Origin of the sequence: Brevibacterium sp. FME37 (assembly GCF_014897485.1) — a bacterium.
Lineage (GTDB): Bacteria > Actinomycetota > Actinomycetes > Actinomycetales > Brevibacteriaceae > Brevibacterium.
Genome location: NZ_JABUYE010000002.1, coordinates 331,293 through 349,661 on the forward strand (window position 1 = coordinate 331,293; position 18,369 = coordinate 349,661).

Below are 18,369 nucleotides of genomic sequence, written 5' to 3' on the forward strand. Positions count from 1 at the left end.
GTGTTTTAGTGTGAGGCCAAACATTGGCCATAGTCTGTGGCCAGCTGCTGGTCATCCACCGTCCACAAGGCACCTGCACCGCAGGAGCCTCACGAGAATGAGGCCCAAAAGAAATGATTTCACGAAGAGACGTCGTCACCGACTCCGCCATAGCCGTCGTCGCCGAACAGGGAGTTCGTGGACTCACCCACAGGGCAGTCGATGCCCTGGCCGAGCTGCCCGTCGGCTCCACCTCGAATGTCTACCGCACGCGTGATGCGCTGATCACCGGAATCATGGAGCGCATCGGAGACCTGAACTCGCAACAGCTTGAACGCCTGCCTGACTCGTTCCGCGCCAACGACAAGCCTGCTCAGGAAATCGCCGTCGATTTCTGCATGAACTGGCTGACAACGGACCGCAATCGCTTCTATACGATGATCATGCTCAGCCTCGATCCCGCACTTCCGGATGAGGCGTTGGCTGCGAAGCAGAAGAACATGGCGAAGATCGACGAGTTCGTGATGCGACTGGCCGAAGTCGATGCTGAAATGGCGCGTTCGATAAACAGCTCGGTGATGGGAATGATGATCACCGAACTGATCTCAGGGACGGCCGACCGCGCTCACATCGACACGTTCATGGGGCAGTTCCTGACCTGGATGAACGCCATGCGAAAGCAGGGTTGAAGCTCACTGAGCATCCCGCCTGGGCCGTTCTGACAGCACGGGTCTGAACAAAGCCCTGAGCCCAGCACAGTGCTCAGGCGCAGGCACAGTTCGAAACGACACGGGCCTTCGCAGATGATGCGGCGGACCCTCGCAGGTAACGACACGGGGCCTCCGCAGACGACGACACGGACGCCTCGAAAAGCGGGCTTGAGCCGTAGAACTCAAATCGAACGCTAGAATCGACAGGTGCTCTCCGTTGTCGATGCCGAGCCTCGGTGCGTGAGAGGGCACCCGGAGCGGAAAATTCGTGCGTCAAAGGAGTTCCATGACCGAAGGCAGAGTCATCGATGTCGACGTCTCGTCAGAGATGGAGAGTTCGTTCCTCGAATATGCGGTCTCGGTCATCCACTCCCGTGCCCTCCCCGATGCACGCGACGGACTGAAGCCCGTCCAGCGACGCATCGTCTACCAAATGGGAGACATGGGCCTGCGCCCCGAGCGCGGCCACGTGAAGTCTTCCCGCATCGTCGGCGATGTGATGGGCAAACTCCACCCTCACGGTGACACCGCGATCTACGATGCGCTGGTGCGCCTGAGCCAGAACTTCATCATGCGCGTGCCGCTCGTCGACGGCCACGGAAACTTCGGTTCCCTCGACGACGGTCCTGCCGCCCCGCGCTATACGGAGGCCCGGCTGACCTCAGCCTCCATGCAGATGATCGCCGGCCTCGACGAAGACGTCGTCGACTTCGTCGGAAACTACGACAACACGCTGACCCAGCCCGATGTTCTGCCCAGTGCGTTCCCGAACCTGCTCATCAACGGCACCTCCGGAATCGCCGTGGGCATGGCCACCAATATGGCCCCGCACAATCCGGGCGAAGTCATTGCCGCCTGCTGCCATCTGATCCGCAATCCCGAGGCCGGCCTGGCCGAGCTCATGCGCTTCATTCCCGGACCCGATCTGCCCACCGGCGGCCGGATCATCGGACTCGACGGTGTCCGCGAAGCCTACGAGTCCGGCCGCGGAACGTTTCGCACCAGGGCCACGGTCTCGATCGAGAACATCAATGCCCGCCGCAAGGGCATCGTCGTCACCGAGCTGCCCTACCTGGTGGGGCCCGAGAAGGTCGTGGCCAAGGTCAAGGACGCTGTCGGCGCGAAGAAGCTCACCGGCATCGCCTCGATCGATGACTACTCGGACCGCAAGAACGGAATGCGCCTGGTCATCGGCATCAAGAACGGATTCAATCCGGAGGCAGTACTCGCTGAGCTCTACCGGCAGACCCCACTCGAGGAATCGTTCAGCATGAACAACGTCTGCCTCGTCGACGGCCAGCCGCGGACCTTGGGACTGCGCGAGCTGCTGACCGTCTACTTGGCCCACCGCATCGACGTCATCCGCCGCCGCACCGTGTTCCAGCTGCGCAAGGCCAAGGACCGCCTCCACCTCGTCGAGGGTCTGCTCATCGCGATCCTCGACATCGACGAGGTCATCCAACTCATCCGCTCCTCCGACGATGCGGCCACCGCCCGCACGCGCCTGATGGATGTCTTCGAACTCTCGGAGCTCCAGGCCACCTACATCCTCGACCTGCAGCTGCGCCGACTGACCAAGTTCTCGCGCATCGAGCTCGAGGCCGAACGCGACGAACTGCGTAAGAGGATCGACTACCTCGAGGCGCTGCTCGCCGACGAGGCCAAACTGCGCGAACTCGTCGCCACCGAGCTCGAGGCAACGGCAGAAGCCATCGGCTCACCTCGGCGCACGGTCCTCATCGAAGGTTCGATGAAGGAGCTCTCCGCCAAGGGCAAGAAGGCTCAATCGGACCTCAAGATCGCCGACGCCCCCTGCCGAGTCCTCCTCTCGACGTCCGGGCGCATCGCCCGAACCGCTGATGCCTCGGCTCTGCAGCGGATCGGGAAGCGCTCGAGCCATGATGCGCTGCGTTCAGAGATCGTGTCGATGACTCAGGGCAAGGTCGGCGCGGTGACCTCGACAGGACGTCTGCACATGGTCGACGTCGTCGACCTGCCGGCCCTGCCGCCGGCCGCGACACGTCCGAATGTCGCCGGAGGCGTCAAGATCGCCGACTACGTGAGCCTGGAGAAGAATGAGACCGTCCTCGGCCTCATCGACCTCGACCGCGAATTCGTCCTCGGAACCGCAGGCGGAGTCGTCAAACGCGTATCTGTCGCCACACAGCCGAACAAGAGCGAATGGGAAGCGATCACGCTCAAGGGCAAGGACTCCGTCATCGGAGTCGCTCAGCCGAAGGACATCGATGAGTCTCTGGCCGTGTTCGTAACCTCCAATGCACAGCTGCTGGCCTTCGACGCCTCCGGGCTGCGGGCCCAGGGCTGGAACGCCTCAGGTGTGGCGGGAATGAAGGTCGCAGCCGATGCACGCGCTCTCTTCTTCGGAATGACGCCCAAGGAGGCCAAGACCGACGAAGACGGGGATGCCGACACCAGCATCGGCACGTTCTCTGTGGTCACTATCGCCAGCGGTGAGAACTTCTATGGCGCACCATCGTCATCGATCAAGGTCAGCGATTTCTCCGAGTTCCCGACCAAGGGTCGTGCCACCTCGGGCGTGCGTGCCCATAAGTTCCTCAAGGGCGAAACCGAGCTGTCTCTGGCCTGGGTCGGCGACACCCCGCAGGCCGCTGCCCAAGCCGGAGGAGCCAGGACCCTTCCGGCCGAGACGTCCAAACGCGATGCCACCGGCTCGCCCCTCGAATCCAAGATCGATGTCATCGGAACGGTCCCCCGCCTCGGCGCCGCCGACAATGCCATTGCGGGTGCGGCGGGTGCTGGTGGGGGTACCGATGCTCAGGGTAACGGTGGCGCGGGAGACGGCGCGGGCGAGGGGGCATCGTCCTCTGCTGCGGCGCGCTCCCCAGGCTTGGCAACGAGCTTCGACGGCCTCGATCTCGACCTTGACGATCGACCCGATCTCGACGAGGTGAAGGAAGAGATCGCCCGCTCGAAGATCGACTCCGACGGCGCCGTCATCGTCTCCCATGACGATGACGATGATGACGACACAGCACTGTTCTGAGGCTTGAGCTGAATCCAGTTCTGAAGCGTGGGCTCTGACCTGTCCTCAGACCAGCTCTGAGCACCGCGCTGCAGAATTGGGTAGGAAGTTGCAGGGCTCTTCATAAATAGGGCTGTAGGAGCTGGCCCATTCCTCCGGCGTGGAGTAGCGACCGGATGAGATAGTTGCCCCGGTTACGGAACCCCAACGCGATACCCCGCAGATGTTCCAGCCTGCCGTTAATTGCTTCCGTGGGCCCATTCGACGTTCCGGGGTGGTCGAAATAGGCGAGAATATCGGCACGCCGGCGTTGAAACGTCGTTCGCAGACTCCGTAGTTCCTTCAACTCATCCGGGATCGTGTCTGCCAGCTTGTCGATGAGTCCGGCGATGATCGTTTTGCCTTTCTTCGGGGCGGCAGAGTAGGCCTTGATGGTGTCTTGGTAGAACTGCCAACACACCACCAAAGCCGCATGATTATCGGCTGCGAAGACCGTGTTGAGTCGGTGTTTTTGCTTCTGGGACAGCAGGCCAACTCGGGTGCGGATCGTTTTCCGAATCCCGTAGAGGTCGTCACCAGACCGGCCCCTGCGCCCATGAAGCTCGGTTTGGAGTCGTCTCCTTGTCTCATCGAGCTTTGTCCCGACGAGAGCAACGACATGGAAGGGGTCCATGACCGTGACCGCGTCCGGGACTACTTCGGTCGCGGCCTTCTTGTACCCGGCGAAGGCGTCCATGGCGACGTGGTCAATCCTGTCCCGAAACTCATCGGGCTGATTGTTGAGCCAATCAGAGAACACCTCGGCGGACCGGCCGGGAACGATGTCGATCAACCGTGCGGGCCTGTTGGTGAGGTCGACGATGACGGTGACCCACCGGTCGAGTCCGCGGTGGGACCAACAGTGTTCATCGACGCCGATCGTGGTGACACCATCGAGCCTGGTCGCGTCGGCGAGCAACAACGTCCGGCCAAGATCCAGCACTGCCGAACAGACTGTGTTCCACGACGTCGCGAGGTTCTTCGCGATGGCGTGGATGCTCATCTTGTCGATCACGACAGACTTCAAAGCCCATAGACGTGCGGGACGAGAAAGCTTCGAGCGGCCCACACACGCCTTCGACGGTGACTGCGACCACCGGCGATCGCAGCTGGGGCACACGTATGTGCGGATGCGGATGGCCAGGATCACGGCTGTCAGCCCGATCGGGGGATGGACGAGCCGGCGGATCCGTGTTGATCGGACTCGACCGGGCTGCTGGCATTCGGGACAGTCGGCGTTGGCGTCGGTGATCAGGCACAACACAGTCAAGTGCCTACCTGTGTGGTGTTGGCCGATGGCGGTGAGTCCGAGCTCATCCAGGCTGAGTGTGGTGTCGAGGCTGGGCGGGGTAAAGTTGTGCATCAGGGACCTTGGGTCGTGATGGAGTCTTGAACACCTACATCATTGCACCCAGGGTCCCGTTTCTTGTGTTGCTCGAGAGTGGCTACCGCACCGCCCTATTTATGAAGAGCCAGTTGCAGGGGAAAGCCACCCTGCCACCAACAGTGACCGTAATCACATGCCACTTCACACGTGATACCCGTACGGGCAAAAACAACCACTGCACCTGTAAGACTTACAGCTAACCGTGCCAAAAGGCAACCAGTGGTGCCGCGCAGACGCAGCGCTGCGTGGTGCGAGCCGAAGCACCGGCCTGAGGCACACATACGGATAGGAGATGCGCCCACCGGCGCGTAATGCTCGCTGGGGGTTGACTCAGCTCTCGTCGTCGTCGAGGTCCAGTTGCATGCGGGCAGCCGTTCCTCGCTTCATTTCACCGATGCCGGTCTCCCCCAAGCCTTGGAGTGACAGAGACTCGCGTCGCTCGAACACGTAGGCATCGGATGCAGACAGCACCCGAGCTGTGTCCTCGTCGGTGAAGATCGTTCCAGGGTCAGCCACGGCGGTCAGCCGAGCGGCCAGATTCACGCTCGAACCGAAGATGTCCCCCAGCCGGGACAGGACTCTGCCCCAGACGAAGCCGACGCGGGCCTGCGGCAGGTCTTCGGCCGCTGTCACCCGCTCCATCAGCGTCATCGCGATCTCCGCTCCGCTCATCGGCGTCTCGGCGGCGAAGAACACCTCATCGCCGACGGTCTTGATGACTCGACCGCCGCCGGTGGCCACAATGTTGTAGGCCATGCCCTGAAATTCCTGCACGAGGTTCGCCAGCTGTCGCGGTTCCATCTTCTGCGATAGACGCGTATAGGAGACGAGGTCGATGAAGCCGACTGCGCGAGCCAACGGCATCGACGAGTCGTACCAGCCCTGCCGGTTGTCCATGGCCAGGCCGTCGGAGACGTTGACGTTGAGCCGGCCCATCACCTCGGCGAGGTTGCGCCGCCAAGAATACGTCAGCATCTTCTGCAGCGGGTCGACCATGTCCTCGACGACCTGCAGCGCATCGCGTCTAGCTTCGGGATCGGTCAGGCCCTTCTCCTCGGTGAGGAAGTCGACGAGGGTCTCCATCTGCCACACGACGAGACGATCCGTGGTCTGGCCGATCGCGCGGGCCAAAGACAGCGCTGTGCCCTGATCGATGAGCCCGTCGGCCACGGGCTTGGCCCACATGCGCAGCGCATGGGCATCGCTGACGGTGTAGGCCTTCTCCGAACCGTCCGTCTGCGACATTCCCAATGCTCGCCACATCTTGCGCGCGGAGACCGTGGAGATGCCGCCGAGTTTCGCCGCTTCACGCCGGTCGAGCACACGCTTGCCGTCGAGGAGGATCTCCTCGAGCCGTTCGGCTGCACTGCGGGTCTCGTAGACGGTGTCGTCCTCGTCTTCGTCTGCCTCGTCGACGATCTGCAGGGCAGCGGTGCGCGGATCTTCGTGCAGTCCTTCGAAGAAGTCCCCACCATGTTCATCGACCGGTTCGCTGCCCGAGGACTCTTCGTCATCCGATGTCCCGTCCTCTGCCCGCGGAATCGTCGACATCACCGAGGTGTCAAGCAGGTCTTCGTCACCGTGTTCGATGCCGGGAACCGAGGGAGGCGCCGAGGCGGCAGGTGAGGCATGGGCGGCGGCCGAGCCAGGTGAGCCAGCCGAGTCAGGTGACGAGTCGATCTGTTCCTCCGTGATCACCGGAATCGAGTTCAGGCCATGGTATGAATCCTCTGGGTCCGCGCTGTCCTCCACCTCAGTGGATTCGTCGGCAGCTGCCTCGGCTGTGTTTGTCCCAGTTGAATTTGTCCCAGCTGCGCTAGTCCCTGCCGAGCCTGTCCCACCTGAAGCTGCGTCGTCAGAATCCATGCCGTTCGACGAAATGTCGTCGGTGCCATCGGAATCGCGCTCGGGGATAGTGTTGAATTCTGCGGTGAAGTCCGAGACGCCCGTCATCTGCGGCCCCCAGCTTCCATTCCTGCAGATCCTGACCCTGCCCCGTCCTCGGCCGGACGCAGGTGGTGGACGTCGCCTGCGCTGACGCAGATGTCATTGTCGATGATGAGGTCGCCGCTGGCGTCGAGCCCTGTGGCACGGCCGAACAGGTTGCTGCCGTCGGGGCGTTCGACCCTGACCTGTGTCCCCAGAGTCACCATGTTCGCACGCACCTCACAGCCGACTGAGCTGCGGCTGAAATCGTCATCGTCATACTCGACAAGCTCTCTGTAGGCAGGAATCAGTGTGCTCAGAATCGAGATTAACAAGTCTTCATGAGCAACTTCTGAACCGTCCGTATCCGTCTCAATCGCAATTGAGCTGGCACTCTCACGAGGCAGATCCTCACGCAGCAGACGAGTGTTGATTCCCATCCCCAGAACGATCCGCGGGCCTGTGGGCAAGGGTTCGACCCGGGCGAGGATCCCGCACAGCTTCTTCCCATCCGTCGTCAGCACATCGTTGGGCCACTTGAGTACGGCAGGCACACCCGCCTCGGCGATGGCGGCTCGCACTGTTTCACCGGCGAGCAGGGGAATCCACCCCCACGAATCGAAGACGGCACCCGGCTCCAGGAGGATCGAAAACGTCAGTGAACGACGCGGCGGGACCGTCCACGTCCGCCCCAGTCGACCGTGGCCGGCGTTCTGATGATCGGTGCCGTACACGGAGAACTGGCCAGGCACCTTCGCGAGGTCGACACCATCAGCCGTGGCAATCTGGCGGGTGCGATCGGTGGGAAAGTCGGTGAGGGTGGACTGCCCCCGCACCAGCCCAGCCAGCTCGTCGTTCGTCGACGAGCACACGTCGTCCCAGATGACAGTAGGTAGCTCGAAGCCGCGGTCCGCAGCCTTACTGCGGAGGGAATCGACATCGACGAGGAGGGGAATGTGTTGGCTGTTCACCAGTCCACTTTAGATTCTTTTGGCGAGAGTACACAATGATCGCACCGTGCGTCGTTATTGTGGAGGCATGACGGATACCCCACGTACAACAGTTGAGCGCATCGACGCTTTCGTCCAGCGCCGGGATGCGGCCCACACCGGCAATGTGAAGTCGGTGGAGAACCAGCACAACCGCGGCAAGCAGACCGCTCGCGAACGCATCGAAGCACTCCTCGACGAGGGCTCCTTCCAGGAGATCGACGAGTTCGCACGCCACCACAACCACCAGTTCGGGATGGAGAACAACCGCCCCGACGGTGACGGTGTCGTCTGCGGTCTGGGCACGATCGAGGGCAAGACCGTGGCCGTGTTCGCTCACGACTTCACCGTCCTCGGTGGCTCCCTCGCTGAGGCGAATGGACGCAAGATCGTCAAGGTCCAGAAGCTCGCCATCAAGCTGGGATGCCCCATCATCGGCATCAACGACTCCGGTGGTGCCCGGATCCAGGAGGGCGTCGGATCGATCGCCCTGTTCGCCGAGATCTTCCGCCTCAATGTGGCCTCCTCCGGCGTGATCCCGCAGATCTCACTGATCATGGGCCCCTCTGCCGGCGGAGCGGTGTATTCCCCCGCACTCACCGATGTCACGATCATGGTCGATCAGACCAGCCACATGTACATCACCGGCCCCGACGTCATCAAGACGGTCACCGGCGAAGAGGTCGGCCATGAGGAGCTCGGCGGTGGCCGCACCAACAACACCGTCTCCGGCAACGCTCACTATCTGGCCAGCGACGAGGACGATGCGCTGAACTATGTGCGCGACCTGCTTTCGTTCCTGCCCCAGAACAACCTCGACCCTGCCGATGCCGACGAGTTCGAGTCGGATCTGTCCGTCGCACCCGAGGACGAGGCGTTGGATTCGCTCATGCCGGATTCGCCCTCACAGCCCTATGACATCCTCGATGTCGTCACCACCGTCCTCGACGACGCTGAGTTCCTACAGGTCTCCGAACTCTTCGCCCCGAACGTCGTCACCGGCTTCGGTCGCGTCGAAGGTGTCAGCGTCGGCGTCATTGCGAACCAGCCGATGCAGCTGGCGGGAACGCTGGACATCGATGCCTCGGAGAAGGCCGCCCGCTTCGTGCGCCTCTGCGATGCCTTCAACATCCCGATCCTCACCTTCGTCGACGTGCCCGGCTTCCTGCCCGGCACCGACCAGGAGTTCAGCGGCATCATCCGTCGCGGAGCCAAGCTCATCTACGCCTACGGTGAGGCGACGGTCCCGCTGATCACGCTCATCACCCGCAAGGCCTACGGTGGAGCGTACTGCGTCATGGGTTCGAAGCAGCTGGGCGCGGACATCAACCTCGCCTGGCCCAGTGCTCAGATCGCGGTCATGGGTGCACAGGGCGCGGCGAATATCGTCTACCGGCGCAAGCTCAAGGCCGCCGGTGAGGCAGGCGAAGACGTCGATGCGTTGCGTGACGAACTCATCCAGGACTACGAGGATGCACTCCTCAACCCGTACCTGGCGGCCGAAGAAGGCTACATCGACGCGGTCATCAAACCGAGTGAGACTCGGAACCGGATCGTACGTGGGCTGCGGGCGCTGAAGAACAAGCATGTTGACGCTCCAACGCGCAAGCACGGTAACATCCCACTATGAGCCAGGATGCACAAGAGGCCACAGCCACCTCGGTCGAGGACCGGACACAGGTGCGAGCACACGACGGTGAGCCCGTCAGCGACGACATGGCCAGTGCTGCAGCGGTGGCGGCCGTCGTTGCGATCCGCCAGGTGGCCCTTGCCTACGCTGCCAACCAGGCGGCGGCTCTGGACCTGATGGAGACGACGAAACACGGCCGAGCCGGGTTCAGCGCACCCCGCCGCAATGTGCGCAGACGACTCCCTCAGGCCTGGACGCAGACGCTGGGACGCTGAGATCTCGCCTGCCCAGTAGGGCCGAGTAGGGCTGAGCAGCCGCATACGCTTCGGGCGTCGACAGATGTACTGTCGGCGCCCGAAGTGCGTCGGCACGCGTGTCCAGTCACCGAAAGGACCACTTACCGTCCAGGGGTCTGATTACAGCTGGCCCCCTCGACGCTAAGGGGTCCCCTCGACGCTAAGTGGTCCCCTCGATGCCACCCGCACGTCAGCACATCGTCAGCGGCATCGTGTCAGTTCACTTCAGCCGGTACTGATCCTTGTCCGGATCGGCTCCAGGGCGAGGCACCCTCCTGCCCTCAACCGTCACGGTGCTCAATCGCTGCGGACTGCGTGCATGAGTCTGCGCCGAGCCGGATGAGCCCGCAGCTGTGCCCGACGAGCCGGTCATTACCGAACCAGTCGCCCCCGAACCAGTCGCCCCCGAGCCTGTTGTCGCCGAACCGGCCATCGCCGAGTCGGCCATCGCCGAATCAGGGCCAGCGCTCGTCACGCCTCGAGTCGGTCCGCCCATGTCATCGCCGTAGACGGCTTCACCACGGGCCACCATGCCGGCGACATCGGAGAGTTTAAGCTGCGGCAGGAACCAGGCGAGGACGAAGGCCACGATGAACACCGGCACCATGTACCAGAACGAGGGCGCCAGGGCGTCCGCATAGGCGTTGACGACGAGGTCATGGATAGGTCCAGGCAACGAGGCCACGGACTTAGGTGTCAGCGAGTCAGTGGTCGGAGCGCCTCCCCCACCGCCTGCACCACCGGGTGTCTGCGACATCGCTTCGCCCACCTTGTCCGCCAGCCTGGAGGTGAAGATTGATCCGAACAGCGCCGTGCCCACCGAGGCACCGATCTCGCGGAAGTAGTTGTTCGTCGAGGTCGCGGTGCCCACCAGCTCCGGCGCCACGGAGTTCTGGATCACGAGGACGATGATCTGCATGACCAGGCCCAGGCCGAAGCCCATGGTGAAGATCATGCATCCGATGAGCACCATCGAGGTGTCGGCCGTCAGCGTGGTCATCCAGGCCAGAGCAAGCCCGGCGATGAGGGTACCGAAGAGCGGGTAGATCTTGTACTTGCCGGTCTTCGACACAATGAAGCCGGAGACGATAGAGGTCAGCATGACACCGGCCATCATCGGAAGCATGAGCAGACCGGAGTCCGTCACGTCGGTCCCGGATGCCATCTGCATGAACGTAGGCAGGAACGCCATCGCGGAGAACATTCCCAGCCCCAGCAGCAGGCCGATGACCGTCGAGAGCACGAAGGTCTTGTTCTTGAACAGGAAGATCGGAATGATCGGGTTGCTGACCTTCGATTCGACGTAGACGAAGATGAGTGCGGCGACCACGGTGCCGATGATCAGGGAGATGATAGTCGGCGAGTTCCAGTCGTAGTCGTGTCCGCCCCAGCTGGTCACGAGGATCAGCTGCGAGGTCGCTGCCACCATGAAGATGATGCCGAGTACGTCGATCTTCTTGTCCGATTTGTGGCTCGGCAGCTTGAGGGCGAAGAGCGCAATGATGAATGCGACGATGCCGATCGGCACGTTGATCCAGAAGCACCAGCGCCAGTCCATGTGCTGGGTGAAGAATCCGCCCAGGACCGGTCCGAGCACACTGGAGATCGCGAACAGACCGCCGAGAGGACCCATGTATTTGCCGCGTTCGCTGGCAGGAATGATGTCGGCGATGATGGCCTGCGACAGGATCATCAGACCGCCGCCGCCCAAGCCCTGGAAGCCGCGCCAAGCGATGAGCTCCCAGAAGTTCTGCGACATGCCGGACCCGAACGAGCCGACGACGAAGATCGCGATCGCGACGAGGAAGATGACCTTCCTGCCCCACATATCGCCGAACTTTCCGTACAGGGGAATGACGATCGTCATCGCCAGGAGGTAGATGGTGACCAGCCAAGCCTGGTGCTCGACACCGTCGAGTTCACCCACGATCGTCGGCATTGCCGTCGACACGATCGTCTGGTCCAGAGTCGCCAGGAACATCGCGGCCATGAGCGCGGAGAAGATCAGGATGATCGTCTTCTTGGTCAGGACGATCGGTGCCTTCTCAGCAGTTGCGGTTGCTGAGCTCATGCGGATTCCTCCTCAAAAATGTCTCGTAGTTCGTCAAACAGCTCTTTGATGACCGGGGCGGGATCGCCCTCGACCTTGCGCAGACGCATGAACGTCGCCTTGATCGACATCATCGCCAACGCGGCGAGAGCCTCGGCCCGTGTGGAGACGGGCACACCGCCGCCGTCATGACATTCCTGAGAGACGGAGGCATCAGGAGAGGCTTCGCTCGCCGAGGTGGGTGCGCGACTCTCGCCGGAACCTGAGGTCCCGGCGGAGGCTGAGTTCCCCGCGGAAGCCGAGGTCCCGTCGAGACGACGTTGGATCATTTCGCGGAACAGGCGCTCGTTGTTGCCCATGCGCGACATCTGCGCCTGCATGAGCGAGGGATCCTGCTTCATCAGCTGGTGGTACTGGTGCATCTCTTCGCGCTTATTCAGACGCGTCCGCACGACCGAGGCCAGCAGATGCTGGAGGTCGGCTAGCAGGCGTCCGTTCGGACCGCCTGCTTCGAAGGCTTCGATGTCGGACTGATCCTCATCGTCGAAGATGGTGTCGGAACGGCCCAGCAGCGCCTCCTCCTTGCTGGAGAAGTAGTTGAAGAAGGTCCGCCGTGAGACTCCACAGCGTTCGCAGATGTCTTCGACGGTGACATTGGAATAGCCGTTCTCGAGCGCCAATTCGAGGGCAGCCTGGCGCAGGGCCTGACCGCGCTTGCGCTTCTTCCGTTCGCGCAAGCCCTCGGACTGAACTGCCTCGGCTGTGCTGCTCGCGGCGTCGCCGGTGGCGTCGGCAGGCTCGGCCGCAGCAGAGTCGGCGCGCGTAGGCTCGCCAGAAGGTGTGGAATGCATAGAATCATTATTGCACTCGGTGCATTTTTGCCTCAAGTGCACCTATTGTGTTTTAAGGCACATTCCCAGCCTCAGTACCCGAGCTTCGCATTCGCCAGCACGGGGATCGCCTCGGCGGCCTTATCGGCTCCGGCAAGGTCCACCTCGACGACTTCGAGGGCCTCTTCACCCTCAAGGGAGGAGATAACGTGGCCGAAGGGATCGGAGACGAGGCTGTGGCCGACACCTGTGGGCCCCTTCTTGGGCACCTCGACACCGCTGACCTCTGGATCGGCCTGACCGATGGCTGCGACGAACATATTGCTGTCCAGCGCCCTTGCCCGGGCCAGGATCTGCCACTGCTCGACCTTGCCCTTCCCTGAACCCCAGGATGCGGAGACGATGGCGAGCTTGGCACCGCGGCGACTGATCTCGGCGAACAGTTTCGGAAAACGAATGTCGTAGCACAGGGTCAGCCCGACGCTCTCACCGTCGAGGTCAATGACTACGGGGTCCTCACCGGGGACGACAGTGTCTGATTCCTTGAACCCGAAGGCATCGTAGAGATGGATCTTGGCATAATCGCGGCGCTCACCCTGCGGCGGGTAGACGGCAAGCAGGTTGATCACCTTCTCACCGGAGGTGGCGAATTCACCCACGATGACGGTGATATCGGCCTCGGCTGCCAACTGGGCCATAGCGGTTCGCCAGGACTGCGTATTGGCTTCGGCGACTTCGCGCAGACCGGGGCCGAACGCAGACATTGTGGCCTCGGGGAAGACGACGAAGTTCGCTCCCGCTTCGGCGGCCCTGTGCGTGTAGTTCCGGACCTTGTCGAGATTGTCCGCAACTGTGGTGGTGGAGTTGATCTGCGCGAGTGCGAATTTCATGGCCAGTCCTTGCGATCCGGGGGTGTCAGCGGTTGATTCAGGCTATCGCGATCGCACGCGCGGAGAAACCTCCGTCCACCTGGGAGCGTCCCCACCCTCCGCCTGGGTACAACTCTCAGTGCAGATATTCGCGGCCCGGGCGGCCCCCTCGGTGCCGACCATGGACGAATGTGTAGACGATCATACCGAGGACGACGAGTCCTGCGCAGAGCATGAACATGCCGCTGCCGCCGGTCAGCGGCATGATGGCGCCGAGGATGATCGGCCCGATGCCGGATCCGGCGTCAAGGAGCAGGAAGAATGAGGAGGTGGCGACGGCTACGCGCGACATCGGCACCGATTTCACGGCGATCGCCTGCATGCACGGCATGAGCGAGCCGAAGCCCAGTCCGACGAAGACGCCGGCGAGGATGATTCCCGTCATGGTCGGCCACATGGCCAGCAGGATGTTGCCTACGAGGTTGAAGATGAAGACGGGATAGATGACGAAGTTGTCGCCGAGGGTGTCCTGCAGGCGACCGACGAACAGTCGTGCGATCAGTGAGGCCACGGCGAAGGCGACGAAGAACAGGGAGGCAGCACTGGCGACCCCGTTGTCCTCGGCATAGCCGGCGAGGAACACGAGGGCCGCGGCGTAGGCGGTGCCGACGACGAGCATGATCGAACCGATCCGCAGCCCTGCCGGATCGACGAGGGTGGAGAGTTTGAGGTTCCATTTGCTGCTTCGCTGATAGTCGCTGAGTTCCTGCTTGGGCAGCTTGATGATGACGCAGAGGATGAAGGCGACGAGTGACATGAACGCCGAGGCTGCGAAGAGCATCGGGAAGTCGTAGGCACGTGGGAGGATGACACCCAGATAGGGGCCCAGGGCCGTCGACAGCGTGGTGGCGGTGCCGAAGTAACCGGTGCCTTCACCTCGGCGAGAGGACGGGATGACGCTTTGGATCGCGGTCATGATGGCCGTGTTGCCGGCTCCGAAGGCGATGCCGTGGATGATGCGGATGACGAGGAGCCAGACCAGGGTGTCGGCGAAGATATAGGCCACGGAGGCGAGGATCGAGATCGCCATCGTGATGATGAGCAGTTTCCTCCGGCCGATGAAGTCCAGGTACTTTCCGGTCAGCACACGTGCGACGACGGCACCCACGACGAAGGAGGAGGACGCGAAGCCGGCAGCGGCCTCGCCTGCGGAGAATCTGGCGACGGCGTAGCCGGCCATGGACGTCATGAGGAGGTAGAACACCATCGACATCGACAGGTTGAGACCGATGCCGACAACGAAGTCCTTGGTCCATAGCTGTGCCCGTGCCACTGAAGATCAGTCTCTCTTCCTGTCGAATGATGCGCTCAGTCCCCTGGCTGCCTACCACAATTGGCGCACCCGCGGTGAAGGCCGATCGGCCGTGATCGGCTGATTCACCGAGATCGACTGATCCGTTGAGATCGAGCCGGGAACCTGTCCATGTTATCCGGTGAGCCCAGGAGTCGGCGGTTGTGTCCAGGTGATCCTGCTCTAGTCATCTGATTGCTGTGTTCTCGGTCATATAGGGTGAGAATCATGACCCAGAAGAGAACCCCTTCGGCCGTTGACGCCGTCGCTGAAGAATTTGTCGACAGATCACTTGCCCTCTCCCCCTCCCTCGCCCTCTACCTCGGTATCGAGGGCGCGAAGGGTTTCGATGACTTCTCCCCCGCCGGTCTGGCTGCCGCCAACGATCTCACCGTCGAGACGCTGGCCAAGCTCGCCGAGGTTGAGAAGACGTCCGAACTCGATGACGTCGACCTCGTGACCATCGATGCGATGCGCGAACGACTGAGCGTTGATCGCGACTATTTTGAGGCCGGGCTCAAACATTCGAGCCTCAATGTCATCGAATCGCCCCTGCAGGCCATCCGCGACGTCTTCGATCTCATGCCCACCGAGACCACCCATGACTGGGAGACGGTGGCCACGACCATGGAGGCCGTCCCGACCTCCGTCGCCGGCTACCAGGAGTCATTGTCCCTGGCCAAGAGCCGCGGTCAGGTCTCGGCCCGGATTCAGATCGAGAAGGTCATCGAACAGGCCCGCACGCTGGCCGAACCCGGCAGCAACTTCGACCAGCTCATTGCCGGCGCCACCGATGTCGGCTCGTCGTTGCGCAAACAGCTGGGCACCCACGCCGAGGCGGCTCGTGAGTCCTTTGCCCACCTTGCTGATTTCCTGGCTGCCGAACTTCTCCCGGCCGCGCCGGAGAACGAGGCCTGCGGGCGTGAGGCCTACGCCCTGTATTCGCGTGACTTCCTGGGCGCCGAGGTCGACTTCGACGAAACCTATGCGTGGGGGCTCGAGGAGCTTGCTCGCATCGATGCCGAGCAGCGTGAGGTCGCTGAGAAGATTCAGCCCGGTGCCGACCTGTTCGAGGTCATGGAGACGCTGAACAATGATCCCGAACGCACCCTGCATGGAGCCGAAGGGCTGCGTGAGTGGATGCAGACAGTCGCCGATGAGGCGATCACGGAACTCGGGAAGTCCCACTTCGACATTCCCGAGCCGGTGCGCACGATCGAGTGCAGGATCGCACCCTCGGCGACCGGAGGCATCTATTACACCGGCCCCACCGACGACTTCTCCCGTCCGGGTCGCATGTGGTGGTCTGTACCCGAAGGCGTCACCGAGTTCGCGACCTGGCAGGAGAAGACAACCGTCTATCACGAGGGCGTGCCCGGCCATCATCTGCAGGTCGGCCAGGCCACGTATGTCTCTGACACTCTCAATCGCTGGCGCCGACTCATGTGCTGGGTCTCCGGGCACGGCGAAGGCTGGGCGCTCTACGCCGAGAAGCTCATGGCCGATCTCGGCTTCATGAACGATCCCGGTGACTACCTGGGTATGCTTGATTCCCAACGCCTGCGCGCCGCACGCGTGGTTCTCGACATCGGATTCCACCTGGGACTCGAGGCGCCCGCCAGCCTCGGCGGAGGGACCTGGAATCGGGAGAAGGCCTGGCAGTTCCTCACCGACAATGTCGCCATGGATCGCTCCTTCCTCGCCTTCGAACTCGACCGCTACCTCGGCTGGCCCGGGCAGGCCCCGAGCTACAAGATCGGACAACGGCTGTGGGAGCAGTTCCGCGATGAGGCCAAGGCCGAGGCCGGAGCGGACTTCGATCTCAAGGCCTTCCACACCAAGGCCCTGAACTTGGGATCGGTCGGCCTGGACACACTGGGCCGGGCCATGAAGCGCTGAGCCTCGCGAGTCGTTCGAATCCGGTCGGTTGAGCTCTACCGCACAGCGGGCTCAGCCGCTCAGCGGGCCCGGCTGCTCAGCCGCTCAGATTCTCCCGCAGCGTCAGGCCCTGGTAGGCGCCGCGGAAGCGTCCCCGCTCCTGCAGTACCGGCACGACGAGCTCGACGAAGTCCTCGAGCCCCTGGGGCAGCCTCGGCGGCATGAGGTTGAAACCGTCGGCCGCGCCACCATCGATCCAACGCAGAATTTCGTCGGCAATCTGCTCAGGTGTCCCGACGAACGTCGCGTGCCCGCCACCGGCGCCAAGATAGCCGAGCAGTTCCCGCACCGTCGGCCTGGTGGTCTCGATGATCCGCAGCACCGTGGCATAGCGCCCCTGCGGTCCGGTGAATTCCTCGAGCGGTGGCAGCTCGGGCACCGGAGAGTCGAGGTCCCAGTCGTAGGCGTCCTGACCGATGAAGAACGACAGCTGTCGCAGGGAGTCGTCGATAGGCAGGAGCGAGTTGAGCCGGTGCTGCTGCTCTTTGGCCTCGTCCTCGGTCTTCGCCACGTAGGTGACGAGTCCCGGCATAATGGTGATCTCCTCAGCCTCCCGCCCGTGGGATCTCGCTCTGGAGAGGATGTCCTGCCGGTATTCGAAGGCCGACTCGAAGTCCCAGGCCACGGCGTAGATGCCGTCTGCGAATCTGGCTGCGAGTTCGCGTCCCGGTGCGGAGGCACCGGCCTGGACGACGACGGGTCGACCCTGCGGCAGGCGAGGGATGTTGAGCGGGCCGGCGACTGCGAAGTGCTCGCCCGTGTGGTCGATCGTTTGCAGCGCCTCCTCATCGGCATAGGATCCGCTGCGATCGGCTTTGATCGCCTCTGCCGGCCAGGAGTCCCAAAGTTCTCTGAGCACGGCGGTGAATTCCTCGGCCCTCCCATAGCGCTCATCGTGATCGGGCAGGCGCTCCATCCCGTGATTGCGGGCCTCTGCATCGGTCATCGAGGTGACGATGTTCACGCCTGCTCGGCCCCCAGAGATGTGGTCTAGGCTCGCCAGGATCCGCGCGGCGTGAAACGGATCCCAGAACGTCGCGGACACCGTGCAGATCACGCCGATGTGCTCCGTGGCCCGGGAAAGTGCGGTGAGGGTGGTCAGGGGCTCGAGGAACCAGCGCGGACCCTTGCCCAGTCCGCCGAGTCCCGCCGACTGTCCGTCGGCGAGGAAGAACGCGTCGAAGCATCCGCGTTCGGCGGTGACGGCGAGTTCCTCCCAGTAGGTGATGTCGCCCAGACGTTCGACGGGTGATTCTGGGGCTCGCCACGCAGCCGAATGGTGCCCGCAGCCGTGGGCGAAGAGGTTGAGGTGGACATCGCGTCGACTGCGCTGTGCAGCGCCGGTCGTAGGCGTGGTGCTCATGTCTGCAG

General features: G+C 62.8%; 13 protein-coding genes. 5 read left to right on the forward strand and 8 right to left on the reverse strand.

Going from position 1 to position 18,369, the window contains the following annotated elements; all coding sequences use genetic code 11:
* Window positions 1–113 precede the first annotated feature (113 nt).
* The gene (locus INT29_RS03710; RefSeq protein WP_193070766.1) at window positions 114–668 is read left to right on the forward strand and encodes a TetR/AcrR family transcriptional regulator; all 555 of its coding nucleotides are present in this window, start codon (window positions 114–116) and stop codon (window positions 666–668) included.
* 307 nt (window positions 669–975) lie between these two features.
* Complete coding sequence (locus tag INT29_RS03715; RefSeq protein WP_193070767.1) at window positions 976–3,714, forward strand: DNA topoisomerase (ATP-hydrolyzing) subunit A; 2,739 nt, start codon at window positions 976–978, stop codon at window positions 3,712–3,714.
* Window positions 3,715–3,814: 100 nt separating this feature from the next.
* Here the strand turns inward: INT29_RS03715 and INT29_RS03720 are convergent, their stop codons facing one another.
* The 3 genes from INT29_RS03720 to INT29_RS03730 all read right to left on the reverse strand — a co-directional run bounded on the left by INT29_RS03720 (window position 3,815) and on the right by INT29_RS03730 (window position 8,016).
* A complete protein-coding gene (locus INT29_RS03720; RefSeq protein ID WP_076611397.1) occupies window positions 3,815–5,095 on the reverse strand; it encodes an ISL3-like element ISBli3 family transposase in 1,281 nt (426 codons plus the stop codon).
* 354 nt (window positions 5,096–5,449) lie between these two features.
* Entirely contained in the window at window positions 5,450–7,072 is a 1,623-nt protein-coding gene (locus tag INT29_RS03725; RefSeq protein ID WP_193070768.1) for an adenylate/guanylate cyclase domain-containing protein, read from the reverse strand.
* Window positions 7,069–8,016, reverse strand: coding sequence for a biotin--[acetyl-CoA-carboxylase] ligase (locus INT29_RS03730; RefSeq protein ID WP_101569763.1), 948 nt, complete (start codon window positions 8,014–8,016; stop codon window positions 7,069–7,071). The genes INT29_RS03725 and INT29_RS03730 overlap by 4 nt, the downstream gene beginning before the upstream one ends.
* 67 nt (window positions 8,017–8,083) lie before the next feature.
* Here INT29_RS03730 and INT29_RS03735 point away from each other — a divergent pair, with 67 nt between their 5' ends.
* Window positions 8,084–9,664: an acyl-CoA carboxylase subunit beta gene (locus tag INT29_RS03735; protein ID WP_101569762.1), complete on the forward strand. Its 1,581-nt coding sequence runs from the start codon at window positions 8,084–8,086 to the stop codon at window positions 9,662–9,664.
* Window positions 9,661–9,939 (forward strand): hypothetical protein, encoded by a 279-nt coding sequence (locus tag INT29_RS03740; RefSeq protein ID WP_101569761.1) that lies wholly within the window; start codon window positions 9,661–9,663, stop codon window positions 9,937–9,939. Before INT29_RS03735 ends, INT29_RS03740 begins: the two co-directional genes overlap by 4 nt.
* Before the next feature lie 241 nt (window positions 9,940–10,180).
* Here INT29_RS03740 and INT29_RS03745 read toward each other — a convergent pair whose 3' ends face one another.
* The 4 genes from INT29_RS03745 to INT29_RS03760 all read right to left on the reverse strand — a co-directional run bounded on the left by INT29_RS03745 (window position 10,181) and on the right by INT29_RS03760 (window position 15,042).
* Window positions 10,181–12,031: an MDR family MFS transporter gene (locus tag INT29_RS03745; protein ID WP_226841574.1), complete on the reverse strand. Its 1,851-nt coding sequence runs from the start codon at window positions 12,029–12,031 to the stop codon at window positions 10,181–10,183.
* Window positions 12,028–12,861 carry a TetR/AcrR family transcriptional regulator gene (locus tag INT29_RS03750; RefSeq protein ID WP_193070769.1) on the reverse strand — a complete coding sequence of 278 codons (834 nt, stop codon included), beginning with the start codon at window positions 12,859–12,861 and terminating at the stop codon, window positions 12,028–12,030. Before INT29_RS03750 ends, INT29_RS03745 begins: the two co-directional genes overlap by 4 nt.
* Before the next feature lie 71 nt (window positions 12,862–12,932).
* Window positions 12,933–13,730: a carbon-nitrogen hydrolase family protein gene (locus INT29_RS03755; protein ID WP_193070770.1), complete on the reverse strand. Its 798-nt coding sequence runs from the start codon at window positions 13,728–13,730 to the stop codon at window positions 12,933–12,935.
* Between the two features lie 115 nt (window positions 13,731–13,845).
* Window positions 13,846–15,042, reverse strand: coding sequence for an MFS transporter (locus INT29_RS03760; protein ID WP_193070771.1), 1,197 nt, complete (start codon window positions 15,040–15,042; stop codon window positions 13,846–13,848).
* Window positions 15,043–15,288: 246 nt separating this feature from the next.
* Between INT29_RS03760 and INT29_RS03765 the strand changes: the two genes are divergently transcribed.
* Window positions 15,289–16,959 carry a DUF885 domain-containing protein gene (locus INT29_RS03765; RefSeq protein WP_009884558.1) on the forward strand — a complete coding sequence of 557 codons (1,671 nt, stop codon included), beginning with the start codon at window positions 15,289–15,291 and terminating at the stop codon, window positions 16,957–16,959.
* 76 nt (window positions 16,960–17,035) lie between these two features.
* Here INT29_RS03765 and INT29_RS03770 read toward each other — a convergent pair whose 3' ends face one another.
* Window positions 17,036–18,361: an LLM class flavin-dependent oxidoreductase gene (locus INT29_RS03770; protein ID WP_009884559.1), complete on the reverse strand. Its 1,326-nt coding sequence runs from the start codon at window positions 18,359–18,361 to the stop codon at window positions 17,036–17,038.
* Window positions 18,362–18,369: the final 8 nt, after the last annotated feature.